At 41.8% G+C, this 17,688-nt stretch carries 12 protein-coding genes; 8 read left to right on the top strand and 4 right to left on the bottom strand.

What is annotated here, in order from left to right; genetic code table 11:
• Window positions 1–12 precede the first annotated feature (12 nt).
• The 3 genes from F1644_RS13065 to F1644_RS13055 all read right to left on the bottom strand — a co-directional run bounded on the left by F1644_RS13065 (window position 13) and on the right by F1644_RS13055 (window position 1,961).
• Complete coding sequence (locus F1644_RS13065) at window positions 13–585, bottom strand: RNA polymerase sigma-70 factor (RefSeq protein ID WP_118302990.1); 573 nt, start codon at window positions 583–585, stop codon at window positions 13–15.
• 37 nt (window positions 586–622) lie between these two features.
• Entirely contained in the window at window positions 623–1,309 is a 687-nt protein-coding gene (tsaB, locus tag F1644_RS13060) for a tRNA (adenosine(37)-N6)-threonylcarbamoyltransferase complex dimerization subunit type 1 TsaB (protein WP_118303656.1), read from the bottom strand.
• A gap of 76 nt (window positions 1,310–1,385) precedes the next feature.
• On the bottom strand, window positions 1,386–1,961 hold the full coding sequence (locus tag F1644_RS13055) for an L-threonylcarbamoyladenylate synthase (RefSeq protein ID WP_087419358.1): 576 nt from the start codon (window positions 1,959–1,961) through the stop codon (window positions 1,386–1,388).
• A gap of 179 nt (window positions 1,962–2,140) precedes the next feature.
• On the opposite strand from F1644_RS13055, the gene F1644_RS13050 reads away from it, so the two are divergent.
• Both F1644_RS13050 and F1644_RS13045 read left to right on the top strand, forming a co-directional pair.
• Window positions 2,141–3,382, top strand: coding sequence for an AraC family transcriptional regulator (locus F1644_RS13050; protein WP_118302988.1), 1,242 nt, complete (start codon window positions 2,141–2,143; stop codon window positions 3,380–3,382).
• 136 nt (window positions 3,383–3,518) lie between these two features.
• On the top strand, window positions 3,519–4,397 hold the full coding sequence (locus F1644_RS13045; protein WP_118302986.1) for a fimbrillin family protein: 879 nt from the start codon (window positions 3,519–3,521) through the stop codon (window positions 4,395–4,397).
• 114 nt (window positions 4,398–4,511) lie between these two features.
• On the opposite strand, the gene F1644_RS13040 is transcribed toward F1644_RS13045, so the two are convergent.
• Window positions 4,512–5,408 carry a diaminopimelate dehydrogenase gene (locus F1644_RS13040; RefSeq protein WP_118302984.1) on the bottom strand — a complete coding sequence of 299 codons (897 nt, stop codon included), beginning with the start codon at window positions 5,406–5,408 and terminating at the stop codon, window positions 4,512–4,514.
• Between the two features lie 521 nt (window positions 5,409–5,929).
• Here F1644_RS13040 and mutA point away from each other — a divergent pair.
• From mutA to F1644_RS13010, 6 genes are all read left to right on the top strand, one after another.
• On the top strand, window positions 5,930–7,810 hold the full coding sequence (gene mutA / locus F1644_RS13035; protein ID WP_087419352.1) for a methylmalonyl-CoA mutase small subunit: 1,881 nt from the start codon (window positions 5,930–5,932) through the stop codon (window positions 7,808–7,810).
• Window positions 7,811–7,831: 21 nt separating this feature from the next.
• Window positions 7,832–9,988, top strand: a complete 2,157-nt coding sequence (gene scpA / locus F1644_RS13030) for a methylmalonyl-CoA mutase (protein ID WP_118302982.1) — start codon at window positions 7,832–7,834, stop codon at window positions 9,986–9,988.
• A 358-nt stretch (window positions 9,989–10,346) separates the two neighbouring features.
• On the top strand, window positions 10,347–10,946 hold the full coding sequence (locus F1644_RS13025) for an RNA polymerase sigma-70 factor (RefSeq protein ID WP_118302980.1): 600 nt from the start codon (window positions 10,347–10,349) through the stop codon (window positions 10,944–10,946).
• 27 nt (window positions 10,947–10,973) lie between these two features.
• The gene (locus F1644_RS13020) at window positions 10,974–12,134 is read left to right on the top strand and encodes a FecR family protein (RefSeq protein ID WP_118302978.1); all 1,161 of its coding nucleotides are present in this window, start codon (window positions 10,974–10,976) and stop codon (window positions 12,132–12,134) included.
• Window positions 12,135–12,249: 115 nt separating this feature from the next.
• Window positions 12,250–15,696, top strand: coding sequence for a TonB-dependent receptor (locus F1644_RS13015; protein ID WP_118303654.1), 3,447 nt, complete (start codon window positions 12,250–12,252; stop codon window positions 15,694–15,696).
• A gap of 18 nt (window positions 15,697–15,714) precedes the next feature.
• Complete coding sequence (locus tag F1644_RS13010) at window positions 15,715–17,673, top strand: RagB/SusD family nutrient uptake outer membrane protein (protein WP_087419348.1); 1,959 nt, start codon at window positions 15,715–15,717, stop codon at window positions 17,671–17,673.
• Window positions 17,674–17,688: the final 15 nt, after the last annotated feature.

Raw genomic sequence — 17,688 nt, 5'->3', positions numbered from 1 at the left:
AAAACTAGTGAATCAAAAACAGACTTTTTTCAAAAAAAATAACAATGAAAGGAAATATTGATCATGCAATTGATCTCTTAATACCTTGTAAGCATTTGCCTTTAACGTGTTTACCGAATTCACGGAAATATGCAATTGATCTGCTATCTCCTGATTCTTTAGGCCTTGTAACTTCAACAACAAAATCTCCCGAGTACGTTCCGGCAATAATTGTATGGCCTGATCCAGTAACCGGTAAACATCTTCACGTAGAGTTTCTATCTCGAAAAACTCTTCACGTTCTTTTTCATTTTCTTGTTCCCACTCCACGTAACGATGATGGATATTCTCCCGACGCAACACGTCAAGACAACGATTCTTCACGCTAGTATAAAGATAGTTTTTCACGTTGGCAACATCCACCAGTTCCGATGGATTTTCCCATAGTCCACAAAACACATCATGAACTACGTCTCGGGCCATCTCTCCATCCTCCAAGTAACGATTAGCAAAGACACACATGGAAACAAAGTAATCCCGAAAAAGAATTTTAAAATTCTCTTCTTCTTGCTTACCTCTTTTTTTTATTACATGCGGACCGCCCATCTCTCTTTTTTAGTAGAGCAAAGATAAAGCTTTTAATTTATAAAACTTTCCGTTTAGGCACGGTAGCCACGAAATCTTTCAGATAAAACGGTTCAAAATAGGCTACATCTTCAAATTTATCGGCTTCAAAGTATCGTTCAGCAAGCCCAATCATGTTTGCTGCAGAAGTCGAGACCCCGTTAATGAACACGGCATTCGGATGTTTCAAGACTTCTTTCACCTTATCACTCCCATTTCCAAAGAACAAAACTTTCCGGGTAGACAATAAATCGGCAAAAGAATTTTTTTCAATCACTTCTGCATGAATATCCCGTACAACATTTCCCTCCCGATCATATATTGCTGTATAGACTTCCATGCGACGGGCATCAATCATCGGGCAATAAAAAGCTTCTTCGCCTTCTCTCCGGGCCACGGCATTTGCCAATGCTGCCAATGTACTAACAGCAATCAAAGGTTTCCCGGCACCAAAGCATATTCCTTTGGCTAAAGATACCCCGATACGCAAGCCCGTGTAGGAGCCAGGGCCCATACTCACGGCCACGGCATCCAAATCATTCGCCGTCAAGTTATTCTCTTTTAATAAATCATCCACGTACACACCCAGTAAAGTAGAATGATTAAATCCCTCGTCATTCTCTTTTAAAGCAATCACATTTCCATCCCGGGCTATCGCCACGGAACATACATCTGTTGAAGTATCTATATTTAAAATAAGAGCCATAATACAATTGAAAATTGAAAATTGAAAATTGAAAATTGAAAATGTGGGGACACTCTCGACTTCAATTTTCGGGTTATTACTTTCTGATGATTTGAATTTCGCCGCCAACACCTAGTTTGATAATACTGGAGGGTGCGGGATTCGTTGTTTCTTCCTGACGGAAATCGACCACGTAATCGACAGCAGTTTTCACAGCATCACTGATTTCGGCAAAACACCGGGGAGAAGGTTCTCCACTGATGTTGGCAGAGGTAGAGACAATGGGTTTACGGAAACGGTAAAGCAAGGATTTCGTGAAAATCTCAGAGGTAATCCGAATGCCGATAGTCCGATCTTGTGCTATCAGATTCTTCGCCAGATTCTTCGCATTCGGATAAATGATTGTCATGGGTTTATCGTTCACTTCCAGCAGCTCGTAAGCCACGTCCGGAACCTCCACGTAGGATGCAAGCTTACCCACGTCGTCCAGTAATACCAACATGGCCTTACTATCTTCCCGGTGTTTCAGCTCGTACACCCGTTTCACGGCAGCCTCGTTCGTGGCGTCACACCCGATGCCCCATATCGTGTCCGTGGGATAAAGAATTATCCCCCCATTTTTAAGAATTTCGCAAGCCTTGCGAACTTCTTCCTTTAGCTTTTCATCATTCATTATAAGTCATCTATAGTGGGGACGAAAGTACAAAGTTTATGGCAGGATGTCAATTTTTAAGGTATCTATTTTTATTCTTCCAAACTTTTATTCAAAATATCAAGATCGTATCCATATAGTTATAATTTCATTATATTTGTCCCGTGAAATAAAAGGACGGCATTTCAAATTCTAGGAATATGATGAATGACAGTATATCTTCTCCAATATTTTGGATGTATTTTTCGTACGTCCTTTCTTTTATCATTCCCCTATTTTGCGGCCTCACGCTATTAACGGTCAAAGGGGCCGTCCCTAGCGAACAAGCTGGAATGCATCCGCGGCGGCTACTGGGAATTATTTTCACATTCTCGGGGTTGATCTTCATCCCGAACATGATACAAGATATCCATAAATATATCACGGGTGAACTGGGCTTACCGATCTTTGATATTGCCATTAATTTGTTCCTGGTTCCCCTGTATTTTTTCTATTTCCGTAAGCTCACGAAACCGGAAAAACTGACATCTCGAAGAATCTGGCCACACTTGATGCCGGGAATTTCGGTGCTGATCACCAGTTTCTTTCTGTCCCCTCTGCAAGAAAAAGTTGCAGGAAACGGCGTGTTCTTAAACGCCAACTTACCTTTAATTATTTTCCGTTGCGCCAGCCTGATCCTTCAAGCCATCATGATCACGATATACACGCTTCGCATTCTGCATTTGAAACGAGAACACATGCAACGACTGGAAGAGAATTATTCATTCATGGAAGACATCGATTTACACTGGCTAAACCAAGCCATCCCTCTAGCTGCATTTTTCGCATTTGTAGCTCTTTTCGCATCTTGTTTTCAAGCCATCTGGAGCGATTATCTATTCCACATCAGTTCCATATTATTCACTTTTTACTTGTTTATCCACGCTCTCAACGAACCTTATATCTGTTACACGGAGCAACACGCGGAGATTCATGAAGAGGAAATCATTTCCCCTAATTCCTGCCCGGAACCACCCATTACCGCTCCCACAAGCGAAACGGAATTATCCCCTGTTTTTCCCGCCCTACCCGAGAAGTATTTGAAAAATCTCGGGATCAAAAGAGAAAAGATGAAAGATGAACTCGTCCACCTTTTCGATGAAAAAGAAATATACACCAACGGGAACCTGACCATAGCCGACGTCGCCGCCTTGCTGGGAACAAACCGCACGTACGTCTCGAACGTTATCAACAACGAGTTTGGTTTCAGTTTCTACCAGTTCGTCAACAAATATCGGATTCAAAAAGCCACCATTTTATTAATTCAACACCCGGATATGCAAATCCAGGAAGTAGCCAGCCTTTCCGGTTTCAACTCCCTTTCCTCGTTCATCTCCTCCTTCAAGCTCAACGAGGGCATCACCCCAAAACAATGGAAACAACGTTACGTGGACATCCTTTAACAATTTCGAATACGTAAAAACTTTGGAATTCGTACAAGTCACGACCGAAAAGGTAAAATTCTGTTACAATTTTACTTTTTACTCATCTCTTTCGTGACAAGTCCCTCACATTTGCAAAAACTTAAATGCTCACGATATGAAAAAATTTATTCTATCAATTCTTGCCATAGCAGCTATGACAAGTTGTACTAAAACATCCGAAGATGACGTTGATCCTAATGCTCCGGTGGAGATTAAACTAGGAGGAAGTATAACGGCACTTTCAAAAGCGGCAGTTACAGATAATACATTTACCGCTCAAGTTGCATCTTCCGAAACAACAGGCAACTATGCGACACCCCTATGGAGCGGAACAAACGCTGGGAAAATAACGGTGAGTGATGGTTCTGTAACCTTCACCCAAACGGAATATTATCCTAACGATGGAGGAACCGTTTACATGAAAGGTTTTGCCCCACAAGCAGCAATTAATACAGGACAAGTTGCATACACTATTTCAGGGAAAGAGGACATTATGGTTACATCAGAAATTTCAGGAAGTAGAACAGACAACACCAATAAAGAGCTTACTTTTAACCACTTATTAACACAACTCAAATTCAAGTTAGTCGCAGAAAATGCCGACGCTATTACTTATTGGGGTTCCATCACATCAATAACCGTGAAAGACGTCGAAAAAGACCTAGTTCTTAATTTAAATACAGGAGAATTAACTGTAGCCCCAACTCCCAATAAAGGAGATTTAGAGGTAAGCGAAGGATTCACGTCAAAGGAACTAACAACAACACCTGCAGAAAATGGCTACATCATGGTTCTACCATCAACAACCGCATATGTCCTAAATATTAAAACGGCAGAAAACACACAAGGAGTTGATGTCACTATCTCACCAGTTGTTACGGTAAAAGGTACCGCACACGAAATCACTCTGACATTTAAAAGATCTGAAATCGCCAGTAGTGCAAAAACGACTCCATGGACAACAGGAGACCCGGGAAGTGGAGAAGTAAAATAATAAGCATTCGGCAAATTAAAAACTACCAATATTATAATGCTAAAATAAAATTACGACTTTACCGCCTACAAATCTACGATAAAGTCGTAATTATTATTTAATCTTGTCTCTAGATTATACCAGATGCCTAATCAACTCTTCCCGATCTCCGTACAGCATATCGATCACCGGGATCTCGATCAACGTGTAGCATCCCGGTTGTTGTTTCATGGATGCACGGGCCGTTGCCACGAGGATTTGTCCCGTTAAAGCCGGGTTATTGATTTTCATGTCAAATTCGAACAACTGGTTCTGCGTTTTGCCGGAAACACCCTTGCGCACAAGATTCACGCCATGGCCCATATCTTTCAGGTTATCGACACACTCCACCTGCATCACGTGCGTCTCATCATGCACGAAATAAGGATCAGTCTTGATTGCCTCGGCTACTTGTTTGAAATCATACCCCTCTTTTAGCTCCACGTACACCATTCGGCGATGGATTCCCGTTCCCACCGGGATCGTCATGGATAACGCGGCTTTCACGCCTTCAACGGCTTTCACGGCAACCGTGTGTCCCATGCTCATGCCGGGGCCAAAATTTGTATAAGTAATCCCTTTCGGGGCGCAAGCCTCTAGCAAGGCACGAACGACAGAATCACTTCCCGGATCCCATCCGGCGGAAATAACAGATACTTTCCCATGCTTTTTGGCAACCTCTCCCAGACGTTTATGCAAACCGGAAATCTCCGTGTGAATATCGAAACTATCCACCGTGTTAATCCCCATAGCCAGTATTTTCGAGGCATACGACTCCACACTACGGGTTGGGGTACACAAAATTGCCACGTCTACATCCTTGATTTGAGCAATATCCGACACGACAACATAGTCCTTCAATTCGGCCGGCACGTTCGTCGCATCCCGGCGTACTACTCCTGCTACTTCAAAGTCGGGGGCAGCTTGCAATGCCTCAAGCACGTAACTACCTATATTTCCATACCCGACGATGGCTGCTCTAATTTTCTTCATCTGTTTTTGCTTTTTAAATTAACATCGCAAATTACGAAATAAATTTTTTTCTTACAAAACGCAAGCGTAACGTTTTCACCTATTTGTTAAACTTTCAACATCTATTTTTTCCTTGCCATTAAAATACAACATACACCACTGCATCTTTTTACCTTCTCTTACATCGATCCTACCCAACCCGTTTTATCCCTCCGTTATCTCTTCGTTCCCTGGAATAAACATATATCGAAACCATAACGAAAGGACAACAGCCGGATGTAAAACTATCTATTGAATATCAATTCATTATCTATTTTTCTATGCAAGACAACATTCCTGCAATATTTCTTTAAATATCTGTCATTCCATCATCCCCCGATAACCCATAGAACATTCTATTCACAAAATCCTTAAAAAGACTTATATTCCGATTCACGAGGCGAAATAAAGAAGAATTTCTTTTTTTTATTGTCAAAAACGGCTAATTTTGCCTTTCGTTTTTAATAACAAACAGTTACAGAATAAATACATAAAAATCTATTATGGCAGAGAATGTAAACGAAAAGCTTTTCAGTGAATTTGCTCCCAACACCACCCAAGAGTGGAAGGACAAAGTCATTGCAGACCTAAAAGGGGCTGACTTCGATAAAAAGCTGGTTTGGAGAACAAACGAGGGATTCAACGTACAACCGATGTACCGGTTGGAAGATATGAAAGACCTCAAGAACTTAGAATGCTTCCCGGGAGAATATCCTTTCGTGAGAGGTAACAAGAAAAATAACAACGAATGGTTCGTTCGTCAGGACATCGTGGTAGAGGATGTGGCTGAGGCGAACAAGAAAGCGTTGGATGTTCTGAACAAGGGTGTTGACTCACTCGGATTCGTGCTTACAAATTGCAAGAACTTCACGAAAGCCGACATGGCCACCTTGTTGAAAGATATTTGCTTGGAATGTATCGAGATTAACTTCGTTGTATGCTGCAACAAGGTTGCCATCTTGAATATGTTCAAAGAGTACGTTGCAGAGAAAGGATTCAACCCTGAAAAAATACAGGGAGGTATCAATATCGATCCGATCAGCAAACTCGTTTTAGAAGGAAAATTCTGTGACCCGAACCCGTTCAGCGTGGTAAAGGCTACCACGGAGAGTACTGCCGAACTGAAAAACTTCAAAACCATTGAAGTGGGTGGATATGTTTTCAATAACTCAGGAGCATCCATCGTTCAGGAATTAGGTTTCAGCTTGGCTGCCGGAGTTGAATATCTTGACAAATTAACCGATGCAGGAATGGACGTGAAGGACATCGCTCCTCGTATGCGTTTCCACTTCGCTACCGGTTCTAAATATTTCATGGAAATTGCTAAATTAAGAGCAGCTCGTTACTTGTGGGCTCACATCGTGAAAGCTTATAATCCTTGCTGTGACTGCGTTTGCAAGATGAACATCCATGCAGAAACATCAGAATGGAACAAGACGGTATACGACCCGAACGTGAACATGCTCCGTACTCAAACGGAAACCATGTCCGCAACAATCGGTGGTGTTGACTCGTTCACGGTTCACCCGTACGACTATATCTACGAGTGCCATCCTTCAGAACTGGGAGAACGCGTGGCTCGTAACCAACAATTGTTATTGAAAGAAGAATCACACTTCAGCAAGATCGTTGACCCTGCCGGTGGTTCATATTATATCGAGGAATTAACCCAATTCATCGCCGAGGCTGCTTGGAAACTCTTCTTAGAAGTACAAGAACAAGGCGGTATGGTGAAAGCTCTTGAATCAGGATTCGTACAGGCTGCTGTGAAGGCTACCGCACAGAAGAGAGATCAAGACATCGCTAACCGGAAAGAAAACTTCTTGGGTACGAACCAATTCCCGAACTTCAACGAAAAAATGGATAAAGAGCTTTGTGCTTGCATCCTAGAGCCGGAAGACAAAACTGCTCCCGACGCTGTTGTTGAAACGTTGAAACCTTACCGTGGAACTCAAGCTTTCGAAGCTATGCGTATCAGAACTGACTTGTTTGCAAAAGAACAAGGTCGTCGCCCGGTAGTTTACATGTTCCCGATGGGTAATTTGGCTATGCGTAAAGCAAGAGCTCAATTCGCTTGTAACTTCTTCGCTTGTGCCGGATTCCAAGTAATGGATAACAACGGATTCAAGACTGTTGAAGAAGGTGCTAAAGCATGCATGGACAACAAGGCTGATATCGTGGTAATCTGTAGCTCGGATGACGAGTACGCTACCATTGCACCGGAAGTATATGCAGCAATGAAGGACAAAGCTATCATCGTTGTTGCCGGTAACCCGGAATGCAGACCCCAACTAGAAGAAATTGGCATCAAGAACTATGTTCACGTGAAATGTAACGTGCTGGAAGACTTGAAAGCATACCAACAAAAATTGGGAATTAAGTAATTGACGATCAAAAATTGAAAGATGAAACCAAATTTCAAAGATATAAATATCAAGTCAACAGAGAAAGCTACCACTGCCGCTGCAGAATGGGAAAAAGCTAATCACATTGAGAAAAACTGGTTGACACCCGAGCTGATACCGGTAAAACCCGTGTACACGGCTGAAGATTTAAAAGGGATGGAACACTTGGATTATGTTGCCGGTATCCCTCCATATTTACGTGGTCCCTACTCCATGATGTACCCGATGCGTCCTTGGACAATCCGTCAGTATGCCGGATTCTCTACCGCAGAGGAATCAAATGCATTCTATCGTCGTAACTTGGCTGCCGGACAAAAAGGTTTGTCTGTAGCATTCGACTTGGCTACTCACCGTGGATATGACTCAGACCACCCGCGTGTAATCGGTGACGTGGGTAAAGCCGGTGTTGCCGTAGACTCTATCATGGACATGAAGATCTTGTTCGATCAAATTCCATTGGACAAAATGTCTGTATCCATGACGATGAACGGTGCCGTACTTCCTATCTTGGCATTCTATATCGTTGCCGGGTTGGAACAAGGTGCTACTCTTGACCAATTACAAGGAACAATCCAGAATGATATCTTGAAAGAGTTCATGGTGCGTAACACTTATATTTACCCGCCGAAGTTCTCTATGAAGATTATCGCTGACATCTTCGAATACACTTCCAAGAATATGCCGAAGTTCAACTCGATCTCTATCTCCGGATACCACATGCAAGAAGCAGGTGCTACCGCAGATATCGAGTTGGCATACACCTTGGCTGACGGTTTGGAATACTTACGTGCCGGAGTTAATGCCGGAATGGACATCGACGCATTCGCTCCTCGTTTGTCATTCTTCTGGGCTATCGGTATGAACCACTTCATGGAAATTGCCAAGATGAGAGCCGGACGTTTGTTGTGGGCTAAGATCGTTAAACAATTCAACCCGAAAAACCCGAAATCTTTGGCATTGCGTACACACAGCCAGACTTCAGGTTGGTCATTGACCGAGCAAGACCCGTTCAACAACGTGGGTCGTACTTGCATCGAGGCCATGGGAGCTGCTTTGGGACACACGCAATCTTTGCACACCAACGCATTGGATGAGGCTATCGCTCTTCCAACTGACTTCTCTGCTCGTATCGCTCGTAATACCCAGATCTATATTCAAGATGAAACCACCATATGTAAATCAATCGACCCGTGGGGAGGTTCTTACTATGTTGAGAGCTTGACTCAAGAATTGGTTGAAAAAGCATGGGCTCACATCCAAGAAGTTGAGAAATTGGGTGGTATGGCTGCCGCTATCGAATCCGGTATTCCAAAACTCCGTATCGAAGAGGCTGCTGCCCGTACACAAGCACGTATCGACAGTGGAGCTCAAACGATCGTGGGAACCAACAAATACCGTTTGGAAAAAGAAGACCCGATCGATATTCTTGAGGTTGACAACACCGCTGTACGTGAAGCCCAAATCCGTCGTTTGCAAGAATTGAAAGCTAACCGTAACCAAGCTGAGGTTGACGCTGCATTGGCTGCAATCACCAAATGTGCAGAAACAGGAGAAGGAAACTTACTTGAATTAGCTGTTGATGCAGCTAAGAAGAGAGCATCTCTAGGTGAAATTTCAGATGCATGTGAAAAAGTTGCCGGACGTTATAAAGCAGTTATCAGAACCGTGAGTGGAGTATATTCAAGTGTAGCTAAAGAAGACGAAGACTTCAAGAAAGCGAAAGAACTGGCAGACCAGTTTGCAGAAATGACAGGACGTCGTCCGCGTATTATGATCGCTAAAATGGGTCAGGACGGACACGACCGTGGTGCTAAAGTTGTTGCTACGGGTTACGCAGACCTTGGCTTCGACGTGGATATGGGACCGTTGTTCCAAACCCCGGAAGAAACCGCTAAACAAGCCGTTGAGAACGACGTTCATGTTGTCGGAGTATCTTCTCTGGCAGCCGGTCATAAAACGCTTGTACCTGCCGTTATCGCAGAATTGAAGAAATTGGGACGTGAAGACATCCTCGTTTACGTGGGTGGTGTTATTCCTCATCAAGACTACCAATTCTTGTTCGACGCAGGTGCTATCGCCGTATTCGGTCCCGGTACCAAAGTGCCGACAAGTGCTATCCAAGTTCTTGAAATTTTGATCGACTTGGCTAAGAAATAATAAAACGCCATCAGGCAGAAGAAGGGAGTCCACGGGGCTCCCTTTCTTTTTGACCATACTTCTCCCCTGTTTATTACCAAATCCTACCGTGATAAAGAAGTGATCTAACCCAAATAATCCCCCACCTTCAGAGATCATTCGAAGATCACTCGTGACTCATCCAACACGGGATGAATAAGCTCCGTGGAATCATCGAGAAAGTTTCGAACAAGGAGGATTATCTCCTCTAATTCTCTTTAGGTTTTCCTCTAATCTCCTTTAATTATATTCACGGAAACAAACATTTCAAACAATAATTTCTTTTAAAATTTGCATCCGTCTTGGAGTTCATTATATTTGTAAGTACAAAAAAGTGTGCATGAATCCGTCAGAATCCATATTAGATTTACTCAAAAAAGACGAAAGCGGTGCATTCCGACTTCTTTTTGACCGGTACTATGATAATCTATTATTATATTGTTATCATATATTGGATGATTTGGAAACAGCCGAAGACATTGTACAGGATTGTTTCGTCAACCTGTGGAATAGCAAGCGCCTTCATTCATTCTCGGGCGATCTGGACCGATTCATTTTCAAAATGGTTAAAAATCAAGCTTTCCTTTTTCTCCGGGAATACAAGAAAAGATACAATATACAAGTTTCATTCTCCCAAGAAAGTGAAATCTCTCATTATGACACGCTTGACGAGTCCTCCAAAGAGATCGAATTATTATACCAAACAATAGACAAGCTCCCCGAAAAATGCCGGAAAGTCTTCCTCATGGCCTGTCTGAATGACAAAACCTACCAAGAAGTGGCCGATGAACTAGGCACAAGCATTAATACCGTGAAGACTCAAATGAAGACAGCACTCAAATTTTTACGGGAAAACTTACAAGAAGAATTGTTTTTTACGCTTTTACTTTTTTTTAACAGAAAAAGATTAATTTCTTATCACCCTTTTTCTTCCTTTTAGCAATATATAAAAAACAAAGGGAGAGATATGAAAAAAGACATTGATGACATCCTAGCTGCCTACCTAAATAAAGCTCCATTGACCGAGGAGGAAAGACAGGAATTCGAGGCATGGAAGAATTCTTCCGTCCATAACAAGAAAGTAGGAAAACTGATAGTGAAATTAGAGAAACAAAAACAGATATTAGCCCGGCATCAATCACATCAAGTCGTATTTAACAAAGTTCAACACCAAGTCCGACAAAGCAAAAGAAAACGTCAATTGATCTTTTGGTCATCCTGTGCAGCAGGAATTATCCTATTTATCGGTTTTTTCTTCCTTCTCCGGACGGAGAACACCGTCACGAGAACACAAACGATCAATCAAACGTATATCTCCGGTTTAGCACTTAAAAGACCCGCGGCAGAATTGATTTTACCTGATGGCAGAAAGCGATTACTTAGCCAAGAGAAAAAAGCGGTTATTGTCTCTGACAGTAACAGGGAAATGCGCACTGACCAACAAACTCTAATTGTTGAATCCAATACCATTAAAACGAGAGAGACCGAGTATTACACTATAAACATACCCTACGGGGCAGAATACAATCTAGTACTTTCGGACGGATCGAAGATATATCTCAACGCTGGTAGCACGTTGCGCTATCCGGATCAATTTATCGGGGATAAGAGAGAAGTATTTTTAACCGGAGAGGCCTATTTCGAGGTTAAATCTGATTCCCTCCACCCATTTATCGTTCATGCATCGGATGTTGCAATTCGGGTATTGGGAACTTCTTTCAATGTAAACGCTTATGCTGAAGGGACGTGGGTAAAAACGACCTTGGTAGAAGGGCGGGTGGAGGCCCATTGTGGAAATAAAAATATCATCATGGCTCCCGGTACGCAAGTTGCTTACAATAAAACTACACAAGAATCGGACTATTTTCCGGTAAATGTACAACAATTCATCTCTTGGAAGGAGGGTTACTATGAATTTGAGGATATGTCCTTGGAGGAATTAATGCAAATTTTTACCCGATGGTACAATCTTAATATCGAGTTCGCAGACCCAAAAGTCAAAGAGATAAAATTCAGTGGACGATTGAAACGTTACGAGGATCTCCGTCCATTATTCGAGATGCTGGAATACACTCGTGACGTCAATTTCATCATTGCTGAAGACAAGATTATAATACAAAGAAAATAAAAATATAACAGGTTGAAGACTTGATCAATCCTCAACCTGTTCCTATTCTCAATACTTTCCGGAGTCCTTGCAAGAATCGGAAGTATAGATGTTTAATAAATTAATTTACAAATTTATGAAAAAAAAGCGAGACTATGCATTGCCAAGATGCTGGAATTCATGGCAGAAGATGTTAATCTTTAAAAAAAATCTAGTAATCTTGTTGCTAGGTGTGTGCTTTTCCCTCCCGACAAATGCACAGGCCCAAAAGAAAACAAAGGTTACTTTAGATTTGAAAGATGTCACGTTAAACGAAGTCATCGAGGAATTAAAAAAGCAAACCGACTATGACTTTTTCTACAACAGTGAGTTGGCCAAATCCAAAGGAAAAATTTCAGTAGAGGCTAAAAACAAGGAGGTAAAACAACTTTTAGACGAGATTCTTCCCAAGCTGGGATTAGAATACGCCATTTCACAAAGCTTGATCTCCATTCGAGAGAAAAAGATCGTAGAATTAATCAGACTTAGTGGTAAAGTTACAGATGATAAAGGAAATCCTATTCCCGGAGCCACAGTAATTATCCACGGGACAACCCAAGGAGTTGCCACAGATGCCAATGGACGGTACACGATTCCTGTTAGACCTGACGATGTTTTACGAGTTTCTTTCATCGGTTACAAACCGGAAATCGTTGCTATCAAAGGAAAAAAGACCGTGAATGTAACATTAAATCCAACAGCCGAAAACATTGAAGAAGTTGCCGTTGTTGCCTTTGGTACACAGAAGAAAGAAAGTGTAGTATCTGCAATCTCCACGGTACGCCCCATGGATTTAAAATCCTCTAACAGTGACTTAACAACAAGCCTAGCGGGACGTGTCCCCGGTATTATCGGTTGGCAAACGGGAGGAATTCCGGGAGCGTTGACCGAAGAAGAGATGAATACGAAGTTCTATATTCGCGGGATCACGTCTTTCCAGACAGGAGCAAATATTGACCCATTAATCTTGATCGACGGGGTAGAATCGTCAAAATTGGAACTAGCCAGAATTGCACCCGAAGACATCGAGACTTTTTCGGTATTAAAAGACGCCTCGGCAACAGCGATGTACGGGGCTCGCGGGGCAAATGGAGTAATCATGATTACCACGAAAAAGGGGGAAGAAGGCAGCGTGTATGCATCTTTACGTTATGAATCCATATTCTCCATGCCCACCAAAGAAATTGACGTGGTAGATCCCATCACTTATATGCGAATGTACAACCAAGCATTAATGGGACGCTCACAAGCTTCAACACCCAAATACAGCGAGGAAACAATCAACAGAACCCTCTCGGGAAAATATCCTTCTTGGCTATACCCTCAAAACGACTGGTACGATGTTTTATTTAAACGTTTTAACGTAAACCACCATGCCGGGATCAGTATTAGGGGTGGTTCAAAGGTTGTACAATATTACGCTTCTGTAAATTACAACCGAGATCAAGGTATGCTAAAAACAGATAAATTAAATGATTATGATTGTAACATCATAAACAATCAAACCTCTTTCCGGGCAAACCTGAACATTGATTTAAAGGCGGGTATCAAATTATTAATCAACTCGTCCACCACTTTAGATAAATATAATGGACCGTTGTATGATGTAACCCAAGCGTACCAATTAGCCTTTAATGCTTCCCCTGTCGATTTTGCACCTACCTATCCGGGAGATGATACATACAACTGGCCCCATCTTCGTTTTGGAGCAGTAGATGAATACACGACAAATCCATACATGGAGATTCAAAAAGGATACATGAAACGTACCCGGTATTCTACCACAAACAAAGCAGAATACATCCATAATCTTTCCTCTCTAATCAAAGGTCTTGAGATTAGAGCCAGCGTATCCATTGTTCAATCCGGATACTACACAACTGGTTTTAAAACTGCACCTTTTTTATATTCTCTTGAAAACTACAATTTCGAAACAGGTAAGCATACCCTACATGCTATAAACCCGGTATCTGCCCGTAGAACACTAGAAGTCGCATCTAACAGTTCTACAACCAACACGCAAGTGACTTACGAAGGGCGGGCATTACATACCGCAGCATGGGGAGATCACCAGACTTCATTAACAGGAGTCTTTCAAATGCAAGAACGAACCTACACTCCCATCCAATCCGTCCTAGACGGTATGCCCCGACGCAACATGACATTCTCCATGCGCGGAAGTTATGGATTCAAAGATCGGTACTTCATAGAAGGTAGTTTCGGGTACAATGGCTCCGAACGTTTCGCGGACAAGAACCGAATGGGCTTTTTTCCAGCCGGAGGAATTGCCTGGGTTATATCCAGCGAACCATTCATGCAATCCACTTCAGAGTGGCTACCCTTTTTAAAATTCAGAGCTTCATATGGGAAGGTTGGAAACGACGGAATCATTTCAACCCCTCGTTTTGTTTTTCTGCCACTCATCGAAAAACCTAATAGCCTTCAATATAAAGATCCAATGCCCTATGGACAAAATATTAATCGTTTCCGAGTTTCTTCCTATGCTAATGAAAATATAAAATGGGAGATTGCAGAACAAGTAAATTTGGGACTAGAGGCTAAGTTATTCAAAGGTGTTGTTGAATTTACTTTAGATGCTTTTCAAGAAGTACGCCATAACATTTTGGCCAATCGTACCACAATCCCCTCTTCCATGGGTGTAGAGCTTGCCCCCTTAGATAACATTGGTAAAGCACGAACGCGCGGGTTAGACTTTTCTGGCAAAATCCAACACGCTTTCACAAATGACTTGTGGGTCATCTTAAACGCCACGGCCACTTATTCCGAATCAAAATATTTGGAAATTGAAGAGGCAACGGATAAACCAGTATGGCAACGTAAGGTTGGTCATGAAATCTCTCAACAAGTAGGATATATTGCAGAAGGTTTGTTCCGCGACCAGGCAGAAATAGACAACTCTCCGGTTCAAGGTGGGGATGTAATGCCCGGAGATATCCGTTATCGCGACCTGAATGGTGATGGAGTGATTGACGTGGAAGATGCGACTTACATCGGATTCCCAGAAACTCCTCGATTAATTTATGGTTTCCAAGGCTTTATCAACTACAAGAGTTTCGAATTCAGTTTTGCATTCCAAGGTTCCGGGAAACGAGGATTCTTTATGGATCCTAAAAAAATATCTCCATTTGATAATGACCACGCCATGCTAAAGGCTATTTACAACGACCATTGGTCAGAAGACAATATGTCAAACAAACCGTTCTGGCCACGATTATCAACTTACAACTTAACACAACACAATCCACAAGAAGATTGGTATAATGAAAATAATGCAGAAATTCGTAAAAGTACCTACTTTATGCGAGAATGTAGTTTTTTACGTTGTACCTCGTTGGAATTAGCTTACAATATGCCTCGAAAATTGATGGATAAATGGAAATTGCAGAATGTCAAACTCTTCGTCCGGGCAAATAATCCATTCTTAATCACCAACTTTAAAGTATGGGATGTAGAATTAGGTGAAGACGGTTTTAATTATCCCATACAAAAGACATATGCTATCGGTTTAAATTTCAGTTTCTAATTCTAATAAATTACTATTATGAAGCATTTAATTATATATAGCACGATTGTCACATCAATATTCTTTTCTAGTTGTAGTAACTATCTGGATATAGTACCCGAGAATGATATTGAGACAATCGAGACCATTTTTGAAAAACGAGAACAAGCCGAACTATGGTTAAAAAGCTGTTATGTTCTCATGACCGATCCGGTTTCTTCCGTCATCGTAAATCCCGCTTTTACCGGGACAGACGAAGTCGTTGCCGGAGAATATACGCGACAACTTCTCACAACTCAACATAGATGGCAATGGTACGGTTTATTTATCGGCGACGGTCTACAAATGGTTCAAGAACCATATGCCAATATTTGGAAAAAAGACTTATTTTATGCTGCCATTCGTTATTGTAATATCTTTTTCGAAAAGATCGGTGGAGTTTACAATATGCCTGACAACGAAAAAGCTTTATGGGTAGCCGAATTAAAAGCCTTAAAAGCACAACTGTATTTCGAACTCATGCGCCGGTATGGACCAATCATTTTAGTTCCTGAAAATATTGAAGTAAATTCAGATATTGAGATTATGCAACAACCACGTTCTCCTATTGACACTTGTGTAAACACAATTGTCAGGCTATTGGATGAAGCGATGAAAGTATTACCTCCTTTCATGCAAAAAGATCAATCTCGTTGGACATATCATAGTTTAGAATCCGCAGCAACATTAAAAGCACAAGTTCTGCTATATGCCGCATCACCCCTTTTTAACGGGAATCCTGCATATACCAATTTCAAAAATAAAAAGGGAGAACAACTGTTTAACACAACATATGATCATGAAAAGTGGAAACGTGCAGCAGAAGCGACAGACGAGGCGATACAACTTTGTTTAGATGGAGGAAGACAACTTGTCACGGGAAATATGTCTAAAAGTACAGAATTGCTCAATACCATGATGGATATTGAAAACTCAGTGGTAGCGCCAGGTTATGCCAACAACGAGGCTATATACATGATTCGCCCACAAGGTCAGAGCTTACACTTCTGGTATTCTTGGACGTTACCCTATTTCAAAAGTACTGATTATGCTAATTATAATGCATCAATGAAAGGTTGTATCTCTCCAAGCATAAAAATGGTCGAAATGTATTACACGGAACATGGATTACCAATTGATGCTGACAAAGAATGGGATTATTCTTCCCGCTACCAAATGGGAAAAGAAAGTAGTCCTCTATATCGAGATGTCATTCCGTTAAACTCTGATGTACTGGGACTACATCTTCGCAGAGAACCTCGTTTCTATGCAAGTATCGCCGCCGACCGCTGTTACTGGCAAAGAGGAAAAGATGCAGCGCAGAATCTTATCGTGAAAGCTTATCGGGGAGAACAATTCGGTACGCACACCCCCATCATCAATAACTCCTATCCGCAAAACTTAAGTGGTTACTGGTTGAAAAAGGGAAGCTACTCTAATGTCTCAACACGTGATTATTCTTCAGCTATCGATAATCGTGAAGAAGGTGCTATTATTTTCCGTTTAGCAGAACTATACCTGATGAAAGCAGAAGCTTGGAATGAATATTTAGAAACACCTGATGCCGAACACGTCTATAATCCTCTAAATGCAGTACGAGAACGCGCAGGAATTCCAGACGTAGAATCCGCATGGACTAATTACTCAAAAACCCCAGACAAGGTAAAAACGAAAACAGGAATGCGAGAGATCATTCGTCAAGAATGGAACATTGAATTTGCATTTGAAGGGCGTCGTTTCTGGAATTTACGCCGTTGGTTAACCGCTGCTGATGAATTAAATACAGATCTTTATGGATGGAATATTTTAGGAGAAACAGCACATCAATTCTATAATAACTTTGATGGACCTGTCGTTGTATGGTCAAAACGGGAATTCGTCGCTCCTAGAGATTATCTTTTCCCCATTCGTAGCGAGGAAGTTATGGTTGCCGGTTGTGTTCAAAATCCAGGTTGGTAACAAATAGTCTAATAC

This window comes from Butyricimonas paravirosa, assembly GCF_032878955.1.
Taxonomy (GTDB): domain Bacteria; phylum Bacteroidota; class Bacteroidia; order Bacteroidales; family Marinifilaceae; genus Butyricimonas; species Butyricimonas paravirosa.
This window is presented reverse-complemented; position numbering and strand designations above follow the sequence as displayed.